The 17,031-nt window shown below is 40.9% G+C and carries 13 protein-coding genes and 1 pseudogene; 7 read left to right on the top strand and 7 right to left on the bottom strand.

Features of this window, described 5'->3' with window-relative positions:
* The coding region (locus Q1A31_RS16860) for a transposase (RefSeq protein ID WP_299879480.1) at positions 1-300 on the bottom strand (300 nt) is incomplete at its 3' end.
* A 520-nt stretch (positions 301-820) separates the two neighbouring features.
* On the bottom strand, positions 821-2,578 hold the full coding sequence (gene xsc / locus Q1A31_RS16855) for a sulfoacetaldehyde acetyltransferase (protein ID WP_299879477.1): 1,758 nt from the start codon (positions 2,576-2,578) through the stop codon (positions 821-823).
* Positions 2,579-2,776: 198 nt separating this feature from the next.
* On the opposite strand from xsc, the gene Q1A31_RS16850 reads away from it, so the two are divergent.
* Together Q1A31_RS16850 and Q1A31_RS16845 are read left to right on the top strand one after the other, a co-directional pair.
* Positions 2,777-3,556, top strand: a complete 780-nt coding sequence (locus tag Q1A31_RS16850) for an IclR family transcriptional regulator (RefSeq protein WP_299879474.1) — start codon at positions 2,777-2,779, stop codon at positions 3,554-3,556.
* Positions 3,557-3,980: 424 nt separating this feature from the next.
* Entirely contained in the window at positions 3,981-4,694 is a 714-nt protein-coding gene (locus Q1A31_RS16845; protein ID WP_299879471.1) for a DUF599 domain-containing protein, read from the top strand.
* Positions 4,695-4,751: 57 nt separating this feature from the next.
* Here the strand turns inward: Q1A31_RS16845 and Q1A31_RS16840 are convergent, their stop codons facing one another.
* The 3 genes from Q1A31_RS16840 to Q1A31_RS16830 all read right to left on the bottom strand — a co-directional run bounded on the left by Q1A31_RS16840 (position 4,752) and on the right by Q1A31_RS16830 (position 8,986).
* Positions 4,752-5,570, bottom strand: a complete 819-nt coding sequence (locus Q1A31_RS16840; protein WP_299879468.1) for an IclR family transcriptional regulator — start codon at positions 5,568-5,570, stop codon at positions 4,752-4,754.
* Between the two features lie 239 nt (positions 5,571-5,809).
* Positions 5,810-7,279 carry a PLP-dependent aminotransferase family protein gene (locus tag Q1A31_RS16835; protein ID WP_299879464.1) on the bottom strand — a complete coding sequence of 490 codons (1,470 nt, stop codon included), beginning with the start codon at positions 7,277-7,279 and terminating at the stop codon, positions 5,810-5,812.
* A 315-nt stretch (positions 7,280-7,594) separates the two neighbouring features.
* On the bottom strand, positions 7,595-8,986 hold the full coding sequence (locus tag Q1A31_RS16830; RefSeq protein ID WP_299879461.1) for an aspartate aminotransferase family protein: 1,392 nt from the start codon (positions 8,984-8,986) through the stop codon (positions 7,595-7,597).
* A 381-nt stretch (positions 8,987-9,367) separates the two neighbouring features.
* On the opposite strand from Q1A31_RS16830, the pseudogene Q1A31_RS16825 reads away from it, so the two are divergent.
* The 5 genes and pseudogenes from Q1A31_RS16825 to Q1A31_RS16805 all read left to right on the top strand — a co-directional run.
* Positions 9,368-10,561, top strand: a pseudogene (locus Q1A31_RS16825) (NAD(P)/FAD-dependent oxidoreductase); the annotation flags it as partial.
* 278 nt (positions 10,562-10,839) lie between these two features.
* The gene (locus Q1A31_RS16820; protein WP_299879459.1) at positions 10,840-11,589 is read left to right on the top strand and encodes an electron transfer flavoprotein subunit beta/FixA family protein; all 750 of its coding nucleotides are present in this window, start codon (positions 10,840-10,842) and stop codon (positions 11,587-11,589) included.
* Positions 11,589-12,521: an electron transfer flavoprotein subunit alpha/FixB family protein gene (locus Q1A31_RS16815; RefSeq protein ID WP_299879456.1), complete on the top strand. Its 933-nt coding sequence runs from the start codon at positions 11,589-11,591 to the stop codon at positions 12,519-12,521. Before Q1A31_RS16820 ends, Q1A31_RS16815 begins: the two co-directional genes overlap by 1 nt.
* A gap of 225 nt (positions 12,522-12,746) precedes the next feature.
* Positions 12,747-13,874, top strand: a complete 1,128-nt coding sequence (locus tag Q1A31_RS16810; RefSeq protein ID WP_299879453.1) for an aminotransferase class V-fold PLP-dependent enzyme — start codon at positions 12,747-12,749, stop codon at positions 13,872-13,874.
* 295 nt (positions 13,875-14,169) lie between these two features.
* Positions 14,170-14,667 carry a hypothetical protein gene (locus tag Q1A31_RS16805; protein ID WP_299879450.1) on the top strand — a complete coding sequence of 166 codons (498 nt, stop codon included), beginning with the start codon at positions 14,170-14,172 and terminating at the stop codon, positions 14,665-14,667.
* Between the two features lie 177 nt (positions 14,668-14,844).
* On the opposite strand, the gene Q1A31_RS16800 is transcribed toward Q1A31_RS16805, so the two are convergent.
* Both Q1A31_RS16800 and Q1A31_RS16795 read right to left on the bottom strand, forming a co-directional pair.
* The gene (locus Q1A31_RS16800; protein WP_299879447.1) at positions 14,845-16,329 is read right to left on the bottom strand and encodes an ABC transporter permease; all 1,485 of its coding nucleotides are present in this window, start codon (positions 16,327-16,329) and stop codon (positions 14,845-14,847) included.
* 24 nt (positions 16,330-16,353) lie between these two features.
* Positions 16,354-17,031, bottom strand: coding sequence for an ATP-binding cassette domain-containing protein (locus Q1A31_RS16795; RefSeq protein WP_299879444.1), 678 nt, complete (start codon positions 17,029-17,031; stop codon positions 16,354-16,356).

Below are 17,031 nucleotides of genomic sequence, written 5' to 3'. Positions count from 1 at the left end.
ATCAGAGGCATCGGTTTTGTTACGTTGCATCATGGCTCTAGCAAAGTTCTTGGAAGCGCGAGGGTTAATAATCATTATCTCGATGTCTTGAGTGTCATCTAATTCCAAGGCTAGATCTAAATGATAGTAACCTGTGGCTTCTATGCCAACCCGGGTAACCTTATGTTTTTTTAGGTAAGTGATAACCGCCATATGACCCGCGTAATCATTGTCAAACTTTCGACAGTCTAACGACTTCCCTTTCTTTCGAACGACAACATCCAATGTTTTGTTACTGACATCAATACCACAACAATTCATAAAATTAGCCCTTTAAGCTCAGATAATTTAGACTAGTAATGGGTTTCCCGACCCTGTACCAACACCTACCGACCTTGTGATTCAGGCTCAAGGGTTTTACTCAAAGGCCTCGGATACTCTACGGAATGGATGAAGAGGGCGGGAGACCTGTCTTTTTACAAGCTCATCATTCAATGGCTTTAGGTGGGGACGGCCTTCCCGATTACTTCTCTTATAATAAAGAACTATTGATAGAATTATCTTATGAAAAAACTCTCAATTGATCTTAAGAGTGAACATACAAGGTGGGGGGTGTCATTTTCAGGATCACCTAGAGCCAAAAAGTCGATCGTAGATTCAAAATGAATCGTCGATGTACACTGCTTGAACTGGGAGTGATCTTAAACTGATTAACTTATTAAATCTTCAATTTATAGACATATTCGTATTATATATTTTATTTTTTTGGCCCATAAAAAAAACCCGCTCAACATGCGTTGAACGGGCTTTTTACCGTACTAGTTTGGTTAAAAACTAATATTTATACGTAGTCTTTGTATTTCTCAAGGTAACGTACTGGCTTGCTCAATGCATCTTTACGGAACGGGTCGCCTAATTCACGAGTTGTGAAGATCTCGATGATAGTCGTCTTGCCTTCGTTCATCTGCATGTCGATTGCTTTTTCTAGTGCCGGTCCAACTTCTTCAAGCTTAGTAACAGTGATTGCTTCTGCGCCCATTGCTTTAGCGATTGCTGAGAAGTCCTGATCTGTTAACTCAGCCGCTGTGAAACGACGACCGTAGAAATCAACCTGGTTCTTCTTTTCTGCACCCCAATGACGGTTATGGAATACAACCGCAGTAACAGGGATGTCATGACGTACACAGGTCATAGTTTCCATCATGCTCATTGCCCATGCGCCGTCACCTGCGTATGAGATAGCAGGACGATGTGGAGCAGCTTTCTTAGCGCCAATGATTGTTGGGAATGCATAACCACAGTTACCCCAGCTCATTGCTGCGAAGAAAGAACGTGGCTTTTCAAAACGTAGGTAGCTGTTAGCTACAGAGTTGATGTTACCGATGTCTGTAGAAACCATTACGTCTTCTGGCATTGCGTTTTCAAGTGCGCGTAATACCTGACGTGGAGATGGGTAACCAAACTCTTTGTTTTCTTCAACCATGTCCTGAGAGAAATCGTCTTTCTCATGAACCCACTCAGTTAACTCTTTTTCCCAAGCTGACTTTTCTGCGTTCATTGTAGCAACACGCTCATCTTTGTTCGCATCAGAAGCTAGGTCGCGACCTTCTAAACGGTCAACAAGTGCTGTTGCTGCTTCACCTGCGTCACCGCAAATACCAACAGAGATATCTTTAACTAAACCTAGCATTTTGTGATCAGCATCGATCTGGATGATCTTGGCTTCAGTTGGCCAGTAATCCATGCCATGTTGTGGTAATGTTCCGAATGGACCTAAACGTGAACCTAAAGCGATTACAACGTCAGCTTGAGCCATTAGCTTCATAGAAGCTTTAGAACCTTGATATCCTAGTGGACCACACCATAGTGGGTGACTTGCCGGGAATGAGTCATTGTGAAGGTAGCTGTTTACAACAGGTGCGTTTAAACGTTCTGCAAGTGCTTTACATTGCTCAATTGCATCACCCATTACAACGCCGCCACCAGAAATGATTACTGGGAATTTAGCTTCTGCAATTAAGTCTGCTGCTTCGTTTAGGCTATGTGTTCCACCTGGACCACGATCTAAACGCATAGGCTTAGGAATCGTAACGTCGATTTCACCGTAAAAGTAATCACGTGGAATGTTTAACTGTGTAGGACCCATTTCAGACATTGCACGATCAAAACAACGTGCTGTGAACTCAGCCATACGAGCTGGGTGACATACGTGACCCTGGTACTTAGTAAATTCTTCAAACATTGGTAGCTGATTAGCTTCCTGGAAACCACCAAGGCCTTGACCCATGGTTCCTGTCTCAGGAGTGATCATTACTAATGGAGTGTGTGCCCAGTATGCTGCTGCAACTGCTGTTACAGAGTTAGAAATACCAGGACCATTTTGTCCGATACTTACACCGTGCTTACCTGTAGCACGTGAATAACCATCAGCCATGTGCGTTGCACCTTGCTCATGTACAACCGGAATTAGACTAATTCCAGCAGGAGCGAAGATATCCATCGCATCCATAAAAGCAGAACCCATAATTCCAAATATGGTGTCTACGTCATTCGCAACCATAGTCTCTACGAATGCTTCACTTGGCGTCATTTTAGCCATTTCGATCTCCTCTGTTAAAGCTGTTACATATTATTGTGTAACAGTCATGTGTTACCGACTTAAGAAAATTGAGATTAATCGTCTCATTAATTTAAGTCAATCATTATTTTTACTAAATGAGATGAATAATCTCAATTATATGTACTTTGATGTTTTAAACGTGTATTTTAGGCCTAAATTATAGAACAAAAGGCCAATATGAGTACTGAGAACGCCACCCAGTCGACATTAATTCGCGGATTTATGTTGTTAGAAACCATAATGAAGGCAGATAAACCGCTGACCAGCGCCTACCTTGCTGAAGATCTGGATTTACCCAAAGCAACGGTGCATAGAATCGCACAACAACTAGAAGAAGAGGGCTTATTGCAACGGGAGCCTAACGGTAAGCGTTTTGTCGGTGGTTTGCGTTTAAGAAAACTCGCGACTGCAGTGCTATCTAATTCTGTCATGACTGCCAGCAGACATCTGATCTTGCAAAGCTTGTCTGAGAGTATTAATGAAACCGTCAACCTGACGGCATTGGACGGTAATGAAATTATTTATCTGGATCGTATCGAAAGTAACTGGCCATATCGCATCCATTTGCCCGTAGGTTCGCATTTACCGCTGCATTGTACAGCCGCAGGTAAGTTGTTTCTGGCAAATATGAATACGGCATGGCAGCAACGTTATTTAAAAGCGGCGAGTCTTTCAAAACACACCGATAAAACTATAACCAGTGTCAAAGAACTCCGCGGTCAATTAAGACAAATTGCTGAAGAAGAAGTCGGTTTTGATCAGGGTGAATATCTGGATGGCATGATTGCCTTAGCCGTTCCTGTCAAAAATGAGCAGGGTGATGTGTGTTACTCAATAGCGGTTCATGCGCCCAGCGCACGCATAAGTCTGGATGATCTTAAAGAATATATACCTAAACTTAATAAAGCCGCGACTAAGATCTCTGAACTTGAGTGTCAGGAACTTAATGAGAGTTAAATAAAAAATGACTATTAAAAACCCCCTAGCTCTGCATAAATTATTCGGCTACGCCTCACCCTAAAGGGTCAGCTAAAGCTTTTGTCTCGCAAGCTCGGCTCTATTTAGGTTTTTACAAAACAAAAACCTAATATCATTCAAAAGTAGGGGGGGGGACTTTCTTTATTTGATTAAGGCTAAATAAAAAAACAATAGTTGTTTTGGAAAAAACAGTCATACACTAAATTATTAAACAGTATAAAGAGGAATGCTATCTTCAACGAATTCCTTTAGGTAAATTTTTAAGTTAAATAATTGAAAGACTTATCTTTGAGAATTCTCTTAAACAGTGCAAAGGAGAATAGCATCCATTAATTGTGATTAAATAGAATATGTAAATTAATATACATAATTTCTTAAACACCAAAATCAGGGTTAATCTATTGTGTTAGAAACGTTAAATCAAATAGGTATTTCATACCTCGATCTAATTGCTCTTTTCTGGTTTGTCATACTCTGGATAAGTTATGTCCGGTTTACCCGTTATAAATTTTATACACATAAAGTAGGTTTGTTAGCGGAGATGAACTCTGTTCGCATGGAATGGGCTCTTGAACTTATCAGACGCGATAATCGTATTATGGACAGTCAGGTACTCAATGGCTTAATCCGTAAAGAAACCTTCTTCGCATCTACAACCATGTTGATATTAGCTAGTTCGCTGGCGCTAATCGGTGTGGGCGATGATGTACTCAAACTATTCCATAATATTCCTTTTGCTCAATCAACATCAAAAGTGTTGTGGGAGTTGAAAGTACTCGTGCTGATTATAATTTTCATGTTCGCCTTCTTCAAGTTCACCTGGTCCATTAGACAACATTCTTATTGTTCAACGTTTCTAGGGTCTATTCCTCCTGCCAAAGAGAGCGAATCCGAAGTATCGAAGGTAAAAGCAAAGCAGCTTGCAGACTTAAGCAGTCTGGCAGCGAATCATTTTAATGACGGTCTACGTGCGTATTATTTTGCACTGGCAGAATTGAGTTGGTTCTTTCATCCTTTGGTATTTATGTTAGCTACCACGTGGGTTGTGATAATTCTGTATCGTCGCGAATATCACTCAAAAGCTTTAGCTATTCTTAAAGGAAATAAATCATTGTAAGTTAAGGAGGGGGAAACTATCTTGCTAATTTAGTTCTAAATAGGATCTACCCAGATCTTAATCAGAGTCCAGCTTTCTATCGCAGTAACTCGATGATAACGCCATGGCGGCACGTCTCAGCGCAGGAATAAAAAGCTTCAGATCATCAAAACTTTGACGTGTTGTGGGGGCATGTATCGCAACGGTAAAACATATTTTATTTTCGCTGTTGAATACCGGTACGGCTATTGCAACCATACCTTTGAGCAACTCTTCATTATCATAAGCTATGCCTTCAGCTTTGATCTTTTTTAGTTCTGTTTCTAATAATTCTGGTGAGACTATGGTGCGATCAGTTTCTCGTGAGAGTGGTGCTGCATTTAATAAACGTCTTCTTTCTCTGGGTTTCATATGAGCAAGAAACAGTTTTCCACTAGAAGTGGCATGCAAAGGCAATCTTGAACCTGGTCGCAGATTGATCTTGATAGGCCAGTTACATTCAACACGATCAAAATAAACAATGTGATTGCCATCGAGCATAGTGCAATTGCAGGTTTCTTCTACTTCTTCTGAAAGTGCTTCTAAAATTGCGTGTCGCGGTGCGCCGATTGAGGCATTAGAGATAACTTGTAATGAGAAATTCTGTAATTCACTGCCAACGATAAAGCGTTTATCTACCGGATCTCTTTGTAGATAACCATTCGCTTCAAGTTGAGTAGCAATTCTATGGACCGTTGGTTTAGCGAGTTTCAATTCAGTCACTAAATCAGAGATTGAAAGCGGGCGGCTAGAAGCGGAAACAGCCTGAAGGATTGAAAGCCCACGAAGCAATGTTGAATTGGTTGGTGTGTTTTTTGAATCTGGTTCGGCCATATTGTCTTTTGTAATATCTAGCATAATCTATGGATAATACCCTAATTTAGTTGATTTTTGTACCAAGCCAAAATTTATAAAAATATTATTAAAGCTTTAATAAAACATAGAAAGGAAAAATTAATACCCTATAAATTTACGCATAAGTTATGCATTTAGATTCAGGTAAGCTATAGCTCAGCTTTTTGCATGCATTGGTTTTAAAAATGGTAAAACTAAAAATAAACCCCTTAAAGTAGGGGGGTGACCATATTTAATTTGTGTTAGCTTAAATGCTTGATTTTCTCTATAATTTTTTCAATACCCGTGGCAATTTTATCTTCTGGCAATGAAGAGAATCCTAAACGAAAATATTCACATTTATCTTTCTTAGGGTAGAAATATACATCGCCGGGTTCAATCAGAACGCCTTCGATTAAAAGCTCTTCAGCGAGCTTGCGAGAATCTAATCCTTTGGGACCCTTTATCCAGAGTGCGGAGCCACCGTGTTGTGACTCTAATGCCTCGCCAGGGAAATTCTCATCTATCTGAGCGCGCATAGCGTTTGAGCGTTTATATAGCGTTAGACTGAGTTTGCGAATCAAGGAGTCGTGATAGCCGCGTTGTAAGAAACGCGCGATGATAAATTGATTATTGCTCGGCGGATGTTTCAACATCAAGCGTCTTAATACGCGGGCTTCTTCGATAAATTCTTTGGGTGCCACCATAAAGCCTAAGCGTATACCAGGCGCCAGTGTTTTTGAAATACTGCCGATGTAAATTACACGACCGTCTGTATCTTGACTTTTAAGGGCGGCGAGTGGTTTTTTATTGTAGGTCAGTTCTGCTTCGTAATCGTCTTCAATGATTATGAAATTGTTTTCCTTGGCATTCTTTAGTAACTCGGTACGACGTTTTATCGGCATGGTTACCGTCGTTGGATATTGATGACTGGGAGTAACATATACGCAATCACAGTCATCTAGTTTTTCATCAATAACTAGACCATCTTCATCAACATCTAGACAAGTGATTTTATCGGTTTGAGTGAGAAAGGTGTTTCTGGCATCAACATAACCCGGGTTTTCAATACCAATGGTTTTATCTTTACTGAGTAGAAGTTGAGCGGTAAGAAAAATTGCATTTTGTGCACCCAGTGTTACCAGGATTTCATCCGGCTCAACAAAGATGCCGCGTCGAGGCAATAGTTTGTTATGAATCTGGTCGATTAGTTCTGAATTGTCCTGATCGATATGATCAGAAGCCCAGTCATAAATGGCAGATATACTTGCGGCATCACGGCAGCATTCGCGCCAGTCTGATATCGGAAAAATTTCTTTATCGTATTGACCGTATAAAAAAGCGTAGGGAAAGTTTTGCCAGTCTTGTTGTTTTCTTGCGGTAACAAATTTACTCGGTTGAATACTGAAAAGCTGTTTCCAGTCTAAGCTGGATTTTCCTTTGGTTTCTGTGTCTTGTGGTTTTGTATTCGCATAACCCGATAGCACATCTTCACAAACGTAATAGCCACTGCGTTGACGCGTTTCAATAAAACCCTCATCCACTAGGTTTTGATAGGCAAGTACTACCGTATTTCGAGAGACTTTTAATTGATCCGCTAATTTTCGTCCCGAAGGCAATGGCATGCCGGGCCTTACATGACGATTGACGATCGCTGACACCATCATTTCCTGGATACGGGATTGCAGCGTGCCGGTTGATGTTTCTGATAGTTGAAATAGATATTCAGTCAAACTCGATTGTCTCTTTTTATATAGATTATTCTGATCCCATATCGGACCCTGCTATAGATCCATCTCTTATATTTATTCTTCTATGAGAGTCAGTATAGTTTAGAAAAAGGAATTTAAAAAAATAAAAATCCACCACCACTAACTCCTTAAGGAGAGTGATGGCAGATTCTTACAACTTAGTTAATGTCTAATTTGTGAGGGAAATCTAAATTAGTTTAACGTTTTGTTGCATCTCTAAGTGTAGCCAAAAAAAATGCCTAAAAGTAGGGGGGTGACCCAAATTTAGGCATTTTCTTATAAATTAAGCGCTTAGCGTTAACTTAATCGAGTAATTGCAGCGTCAATCGCATCCATAATTTCATCGATATCATCTTTCGTCGCAATCAAAGCAGGTGCAAGACATAGCGTATTATTCAATGTTGCAAAGCTACGATTTGTTCTACCGATAATAACGCCATTTTTCATACAATCAGCTGCGATTGCTACTGAAACGCTCTCATCCATAGGCTCTTTGGTTTCGCGATCTTTTACGAGCTCGATACCTAAGAACAAGCCTTTACCACGTACATCGCCGATCATTGCATGCTTTTCTTTCAGCGCAAGCATTCTATCCATCGCGTACTCACCCATCTTGGTTACGTTCTCAAGTAGGTTTTCTTCTTCGATGATCTTCATGTTTTCGATAGCCGCTGCCGGACCAGCAGTACAACCACCAAAGGTAGAGATATCACGGAAGTAGCTCATGTTATCGCTTGGGTCTTCTTTAAACATATTGAAGACTTCTTCAGTCGTAACGGTACAAGAGATTGCTGCGTAACCAGAAGCAACGCCTTTTGCCATTGTCACGATGTCAGGCTTGATGCCGAAATGCTGGTATCCGAACCATGTTCCTGTGCGTCCAAGACCACAAACTACTTCATCAACAATCAACAGTAGGTTGTATTTTTTGCAAAGTTCCTGAATTTTCTCGTAGTATCCTACTGGCGGTGTGATTACGCCACCGCCTGCTGTAATTGGCTCTACAATAACTGCACCGACTGTATCTGGACCTTCAGCCAGGATTACTTTTTCCATTTCCAGTGCTGCTTTTACACCGTAGTCAGTCGTATCTTCAAACTGCGAACGGTATTCACAACAGTGTGGGAATTCAACAAAACCCGGTGTAAATGGACCGTACTGATCTTTACGTTGAAGTTGTCCCGTAGCGCTCAAAGCGGTAATGGTAGTGCCGTGATAATCACGCTCACGGAAAAGAATCTTGTGTTTCTTGCCGTCATATTTGTTATGTGAAATCTGACGAACCATTTTGAAAGCTTTTTCATTCGCTTCAGAACCTGAGTTCGAATAATAAACGCGGTTCATTCCAGGCATTTTATCAATCAGCATTTCTGCGAATTGTGCGCCTGGTGCGCTACCCATAGAACCTGCAAAGAAGTTCATGGTTTTAATTTGCTCGTAAACTGCTTTGGCAATACGCTCGCGGCCATAGCCAACGTTTACAGTCCAGACAGCGCCAGCAACAGCATCTAGATATTCTTTGCCTTTATCGTCGGTTATTCTTAAACCTTCTCCAGAAACCATCATCATGGGCGTGGTTGTTTCAAAACCTTTATGTTGCGTAAGATGATGCCAAACGTGCTTTTGATCTTTAGCTGCTAACTCTTCGATTTCGCTAGCTGGTGTGGTATTAACGTTGGTATTACCCATGATTTTCTCCCTCTGAGATAACTGAGATAGTAAATAGATACAGTTTATCAATACTCTTTATTGATTCTGTACGGTATCTCCTAACTGTAGTCTATACGGCTCATTTTTGTATAGTGCCAGTCTGGATAAAACTATCCCTCCAATTAACCCAAAATGAGCTGACTGGCACCATGATCAAACCGCGATAAAAGATATCTGGTACTAGAGACTGAAATCGCAAAATACTAGTATTCATAGTTTTTTAACTGTCTTCGAATTGACTTCGAAATATATTTCGATTGCTTTCATTATTATATTTTTAGGATGTCATAAATGAAAAATAATAGATCAATCGCCATACTAGGTGCTGGAATCAGTGGTGTATAGAGTGCTTACTATCTATCAAAGCTGGGCGTATTTGATGAGATCATCGTGATTGATAAACTTCAGCCGCTTTCGTTTACTACCAGTTGTTCGGGTGAAAATTTCAGGGAATACTGGCCTCAACCCATGATGAATACATTCATCGGTCACAGTATTGATTTAATGAAAGCCTTTAGTAAGGATTGTGATAACTGCTTCAATATGAAATACAGCGGTTATGACTTTGTCACACATAAAGACAATCATTCGATCTTTCCATTAACCGACAAGGACTCTGGTGAAATAGGAGATATCCAGCGATTGGAAGATCATGCGCTAATCCAGAAAACAAAACCCTATCTGGAAGATTCTGTAAAAGCAGTAGAACACATTAATAAAGCCGGCTCGATAGAAGTGTATGCACTGGGTTCGATGTTATTAAAACTCGCCAGACAGAATGGCGTGAAATTGCTCACAGAAGAGGTTGTTGAACTCGATAGAACGGCATCAAGTCAGTTCAAGCTTTCATTTGAAACGGGTGCTTCACTGGAAACAACAGATTTGTTACTGGCGTCTGGTCCCTTTATTCAACAACACGCCAAATCCCTGGGTTACGACCTTCCTATCTATAATATCAAGCAGCGAAAGTTTGTTTTTAAAGATACCAAACAAATAATACCGCGTGATATGCCGTTTACCATTTATGCGGATAGCCAGTATCTTCAATGGAATCCAGATGAAGAGAAGTTGATGAATGAGTACGAAGAATATCACTGGCTGCTGGAAGAATTCCCCGCTTGATTGCATATCAAACCAGAAGGACAAGACCAGATCAAAATGGGTTGGGCATACAATCAGCAACAAGAACAACCGCAATGGGATATTTTTGCGGATGATGAATTTGTCAGTGTGGTGCTAAAAGGCGCGAGTCGTTTCATTCCCGCTATCAGTGCTTACGCCGATGAGATACCAACATCAGTGACGCATTTCGCGGGTTACTACACCAGAACCGATGACAATTTACCGGTGATGGGTGAACTGGAACAGGGGCTTTATGTGTCAGGCGCATTTGCAGGTTATGGAACCATGGCAGGCTGTGCTTCGGGGGAATTAATGGCTGAGATAATCACCAAACAGCAACCGCCAGAATATCTGAAATATTTTTCACCTGATCGTTTTGAAAATGCAGCGCTACTGGATGAAATCTTGCAATACCCGAGTGGTCAATTATAGATGCGCTATCTTTGACACCCCCGTACTTTTAGGCACTTTTTTGACTTAATTATTGAAATTTAAAGGTTTGGGAAATTCACTATGAGCTAAATTTAAATAAAATTAATACGCAAAAATCCCTTCTGGAAATGAAATTAATTAAGCTAAATTATTTTAAAATGAAAAAATAATAAAATATTTCACGAAAATGTTTGATTTTTAGTGTCGTTTTATGAAAAGTGCACTACTATCTAAACACAATAGAATTAGTAACATTTGAGAAAAGAGGATTAACCGAAATGAAAGTATTAGTCGCTGTAAAACGCGTCGTCGATTATAACGTACGAATCCGCGTTAAATCAGATGGCAGCGGAGTAGACACAGATAACGTGGTAATGTCGATGAACCCATTTGATGAGAATGGACTTGAAGAAGCATTACGTATGAAGCAAGCGGGTATTGCGACTGAGATTGTTGCGGTAACCGTTGGTACAGAACAATCACAAGACACATTGCGCAGTGCATTAGCAATGGGTGCTGATCGTGCGATACTTATCAAAGCGGATGAAGCGCCTGAGCCTTTAGGGATTGCTAAGCTATTAAGCAAAGTGGTAGAGCAAGAAGAGCCAGGATTAGTAATTCTGGGTAAGCAGGCGATTGATGATGACTCTAACCAAACCGGTCAAATGCTTGCAGCATTATTGAACTGGCCTCAAGGTACATTCGCGTCCAAAGCTGAGTTTGAAGGCGATAGCGTAAACCTAACACGCGAAACCGATGCTGGTTTGGAAACAATCAAAATCAACCTTCCTGCGGTTATTACAACTGACTTACGTTTGAATGAGCCTCGTCTGCCAAAACTTCCTGACATTATGAAAGCGAAGAAGAAACCAATCGATATGGTTGAAGCAGCTAGCTTTGGTGTTGACCTTGCACCACGTTTAGAAGTCGTTAGTGTATCTGCTCCTGAAGCTCGTAAGCCAGGTGTTATCGTGGCGAATGCGGCAGAGTTAATCGATAAACTTAAGAACGAAGCGGGAGTACTATAATGTCTATTTTAGTAATTGCTGAGCACGACAACAGTGCTTTAAACGCTAATACCTTAAATACCTTAAACGCCGCAGCAAAAATTGGTGGTGATATTACGCTTTTGGTTGCAGGTAGTGATGCACAAAGTGTGGTTGATGAAGCGGCTGCAATCGCTTCGGTCAGCAAAGTATTATCTGCGAATGATGCGGCACTGGCTGATGGTTTGGCAGAAAACATCGCATGGTTAGTAAATGGCATAGCTGCTAATTACACTCATGTATTAGCACCAGCGTCTAACTTCGGTAAAAACTTTTTACCACGTGTTGCAGCGATGCAAGATGTGATGCAGGTTTCTGATATTGTTGATGTGGTTTCTGCAGATACATTTGTTCGTCCTATCTATGCAGGTAATGCATTAGTTACGGTGAAGAGTAGTGATTCAGTTAAGTTGATTACTGTTCGTAGTACAGCATTTGATGCAGTTGAAGCGACAGGTGGTTCTGCCGCTGTTGAAGAGCTCGCATTTGGCGAAGCATTCGAAGGCGTTTCATTTGTAAGTCGTGATGTAACCGTATCTGAAAGACCTGATCTTGCAACAGCGCCAATCGTTGTTTCTGGTGGTCGTGGTGTTGGTAGTAAAGAAGACTTTGCAATCATCGAAAAACTTGCTGAAAAAATGAATGCTGCAGTTGGTGCATCTCGTGCAGCAGTTGATGCGGGCTATGCACCAAATGATTTCCAGGTAGGTCAAACCGGTAAAGTGGTTGCTCCTGATATCTATTTTGCAATTGGTATTTCTGGTGCGATTCAGCATCAAGCTGGTATGCGTGAGAGTAAAGTTATCGTAGCCATCAATAAAGATGAAGAAGCACCAATCTTCCAGATTGCAACTTACGGTATCGTTGCTGATTTGTTTGATGTTGTTCCTGAACTTACTGAGCAATTAAGCTGATTTTTAAGAAATAAAGTTTAAAAATTAGTAACAATACTGACTAATAAGATTGGTCAGTATTGTTGGTCAGTAAAAAAGACACTATAACGTTATATCTAGCGTTATATCCCTAAATACCCAGAGTATGTGGTTAAGGTTATTAACACGCTCTGGATATTTATCGTACACTCTATTTACTTAGTAAATGTACAAGCTATTCATCAATCTCAAACTATAGGAATTCTTATGCCCGCGTTATTACCAAACGTAGACCCGGATGGTTTACTCGAATATTCCGTTGTTTATACGGATCGTGCTCTTAATCATATGTCACAGTCTTTCCAAGGCGTGATGAGAGATATCTCGTCAACCTTAAAAGAAGTTTACAATGCTAAAGCGGCTATTGTCGTCCCAGGCAGTGGTACTTTCGGCATGGAATCTGTAGCGCGTCAATTTGCGACTAACGAGAAATGTTTGGTGATTCGTAACGGTTGGTTCAGTTACCGTTGGACACAGATATTTGATATGGGAAGTATTCCTTCAGAACATATCGTGATGAAAGCGCAACAAACGGCAGATGAAGCTCAAGCTCCTTTTGCACCAGCAGCTGTTGAAGATGTAATCGCAACAATCAAAGCAGAAAAGCCTGCAGTGGTTTTCGCACCGCATGTTGAGACTTCTTCAGGAATGATTCTTCCTGATGAATACATCAAAGCTGTTGCCGATGCGACTCACGAAGTGGGTGGTTTATTCGTACTGGACTGTATTGCCTCAGGAACAATCTGGGTAGATATGGAAGCAACAAGTGTTGACGTATTAGTTAGCGCACCGCAAAAAGGCTGGAGCGGTCCACCGTGTGCTGGTCTGGTTATGTTAAGTGATGCAGCAATTGCAAAGATGGAAACAACGGAAAGCACAAGCTTTGCGATGAACCTCAAGCAGTGGCACACTATCATGCAAGCATACGAAGGTGGCGCACACGCTTATCACGCAACCATGCCAACTGATGCACTGCGTAGCTTTCGAGACATTATGGTTGAAACCCGCGAATACGGTTTCGACAAAGCTAAACAAAATCAATACGAGCTGGGCCAAAAGGTTAGAGGGCTATTAGCATCTAAAGGTATTAAGAGTGTAGCCGCAGAAGGTTTTGAAGCACCCGGTGTCGTAGTAAGTTACACCCAGGATGAAGGAATTCAAACCGGTAAGAAATTTGGAGCTGTAGGCATGCAGATTGCAGCAGGTGTGCCACTTATGTGTGACGAACGAGAAGATTACCAAACCTTCCGTTTAGGTTTATTTGGTTTGGATAAATTACAAAATATTGATCGTACGGTTGCAAGTCTTGATGATGCTTTAAAAGATGTTTTATAGGTTAAGTACTCGAGTCTAAACCGACTAGCTCTATTAAAAGTCACCTCCCCACTTATAAGCCTTTTTTTATCTATGTTAAAAAAAGTGGCTTGAAGTAGGGGGGTGACTTTTTGTTTATACGGGTATGTAAAAAGCAGTAAATCTGGAATAAAAAGTAAGTTCAAAGTCCTTATAACCGTCTGTCAGAAAAACATGCAAAAATATCACTATGTAATAATATTGTATGCAAGGTAAGCGTTTGCCCCAACCGAGATGCAATTCTGTATTTTGGTTAATACAATGTAAATTTGTTAAAATGTATTTACGTAAAGGAAGTCCGCTTCTAGTCATTTCTCTACTTGTGATGACTCAATTCGTTTCTGCAGGTGAAGATAAAACAAGTATTCAATTAAATGTAGTTAGTCCCGGGTATGTGAAATTCTCAGGGACAGTAGTTGATACATCTCACTATTTTTCAGAAGTCCAAGTTAAACCCTCTAGCTCACAAAAACCCGGTCCTACAATCTCTTTAGGTACATTGGGTTTAAACTCAAATGTGAGTGGTGATTGCACCTTAAACTTTTCAACAGATAATAATTTTGGTTTGCGTCATGTCAGCAGCAATACAAAATTATCTGATTATTTATTAAATTATCGGAATAAAAATATCTCTGGAAAGCAGAACAACAAGATGTCAGTCCCTTGTAATTACAAACCCGAAAAAATTAAATTTAATACAACTGGTCAGTATTTAGCTGAAGTTGAACCGGGTATGTATAGCGATACGGTTAGAGTTGAAGTTGTTACTCAATAGTAGAGTAATCTCACAATAAACAACGACTGTTTATATTCTCGTTTTAATGCTTATTAACTCGAGAATTAAACTCTTTTTCCGGGTTTATTCGCGAGTTATGCGCTTTATTGGGCATTTAACTGGAATCTTTGAATGGGCGTCTGTTAGTCAGCGCCTGTTAGTCAACGAGAATACGGTTTATCGCTGTTTAGGCGTGTTGGTACTCTTGCGTCTCAACAGACGTGAGATGGCGTCTACGCTCATATTAAGTAACGCAGTGATTAGTATCAGCAGTAATGCGCGATCGAAGCGTAGGTCTTGCATGGCGTTATCGATATAGAAGCCCAGCGTGGCAATGCCAAGTAAGCCCATGATCGCCGTTTCTCTCAGGATGATTTCCCAGCGATAAAAAAGGTAAGCCAGAAAGTTGCCATAAATTCGCGGAGTGAGTTCGTACGCATAAAGGTTTAGGCCTTTAGGCGCATCTATTCTTACGTCTAACGTATTCGATTGATTACCCACTAAGTGTCCGATAATCCCTGCGTTATGTAATGCTAAAGCAATCACGGCAGGTAGCATTGACGGCCCAAAAAACTGCAATAGAATAAATGCCAGAATGTATTCGGGTGTGGAGCGCATGATGACTAAGGCGACATGTCCAAAACCTTGACCGATCCTGTTTTGAAAGTGTTTCGATATCAGCGGATAAACCATTAAGGTCAGAATGCCAGTCACTACCAATGCAATTTGTGTCAGTAGTAAGGTATTGATAATTCCCGGTATGGCCTGATCCTGCATAATGTTGCTAAACCAGTGCCACAGATCGTTAAAGCTACCTTCTTTTGCGCCTCGAATAGGTGAAGGGATGATATCCTGAGTAAAAAATCGATACACATTCGACCATTTGAAATCATGTTGATCGGTCAATACGGTATAAGCTGCGATTGCAAAATACACGGGCATCAATAACGGTCGTAACCAATATCGGATGCTGGCAATCAAGAGATAAAACACCAGTAATAACACCACGACGTAGGAATAATCGCCCTGCATGAATGATGATTCAAGGTAGAATCCCAAAGTTGGTAGACCAATAAAACCCAGAATCACGCTGCTGCGCAAGCCGCATTCAAAACGATACGATGTATAGGTTTTTAGCGCCTGCCAAACATCAGGGAGCAAACCGTAGAAAAACTGATTTAAACGTCCAGTGTTGGAAGGTAGGGCTTTGATCACTGAGTGATCAGCTTCTTCAATAATTTCTGCATAGACTTTGGCAAAGGTTGCGGCATAAGGAATAGCAAGCGCCAAAATGCCGGTTAACGGATGTAGACCAAACACTTGTAAAAAGATGAGCGCCCAGAACAATTCGTGAATAGCGCGAAGAAATGCACACAAGCCACGAATCATAGAAAAACGGTATAAATAACTGAGCGGTATTGCACAAACTACCCCAAGAAAAACCCCAATCAATGCGAAGCTGAGCGTTTGTAATAAAGCATTCAACAAGATGCTGATATCACCAATATCGGGGTTGAGTATCGCTGCGCCAAAACGCCTTAATTCCTGCCACGGGTCTACGTTGTATATACTTAAATCTGCAAATGGAATGCACAATAGTGCAATCACAACAAACAGTATTGAAACGTTACGGTAAGACAAGTTAGCAGAAAAGATAGTCAATGGGTTTTGCATAACAGCAAAGATCTACTGATACAAACAGGCCAGATCAGCCATGGTTAATTGACTCGATGGCGAGTCGACCAGAACCTTGCCATCTTTTAAACCGATAATCCGATCGCAATGATTTAGCGCCAGATAACTATCATGTAAGCCTAAAATGATGGTTTGGCTATAGGATTGAAGGCACTTAATGATTTCTTCTGCCTGGTATTCATCCACAGCTGAAACGGGTTCATCTGCCAATAATACGGGTTTTTCCTGATACAGAGCGCGCGCCAGTCCAGTACGTTGTTGCTGTCCGCCCGATAAGGCATTTACTTTGTTGAAACATTCGTCTTTTAAGCGAAGCACGTCTAACAGTTGTTTAATTTCAGTGACATTATTTTCAAAAGGACGAATTAAATTCCACAGATTTCGCCAAGTGGGATACTCGTTTAAACGGCCCATATAGACATTATGGTAAACACTTAAGCTTTGGGACAAAGCCGGTGCTTGTGGCGCCCACGCACATTGATTGGAAGGCTTGTGTGTTTTTTGCGCTGAAGATAATTCGTAAAGATAGCGCAGTAAGGTGGACTTACCCGAACCGCTCTTACCAAGAAGAGCGATTCGTTCACCTGCATGGATGGTTAGGTTAAGATTCGCTAAAACGACTGTTTCGTCATAGCTAATACTTACGTCCTGCAGATCAAATAAAGACAA

Origin of the sequence: uncultured Cocleimonas sp., from assembly GCF_947495625.1 — a bacterium.
Classification (GTDB): domain Bacteria; phylum Pseudomonadota; class Gammaproteobacteria; order Thiotrichales; family Thiotrichaceae; genus Cocleimonas.
The sequence above is the reverse complement of the archived record's forward strand: the minus strand, read 5'-3'. Positions and strand labels throughout refer to the sequence as shown.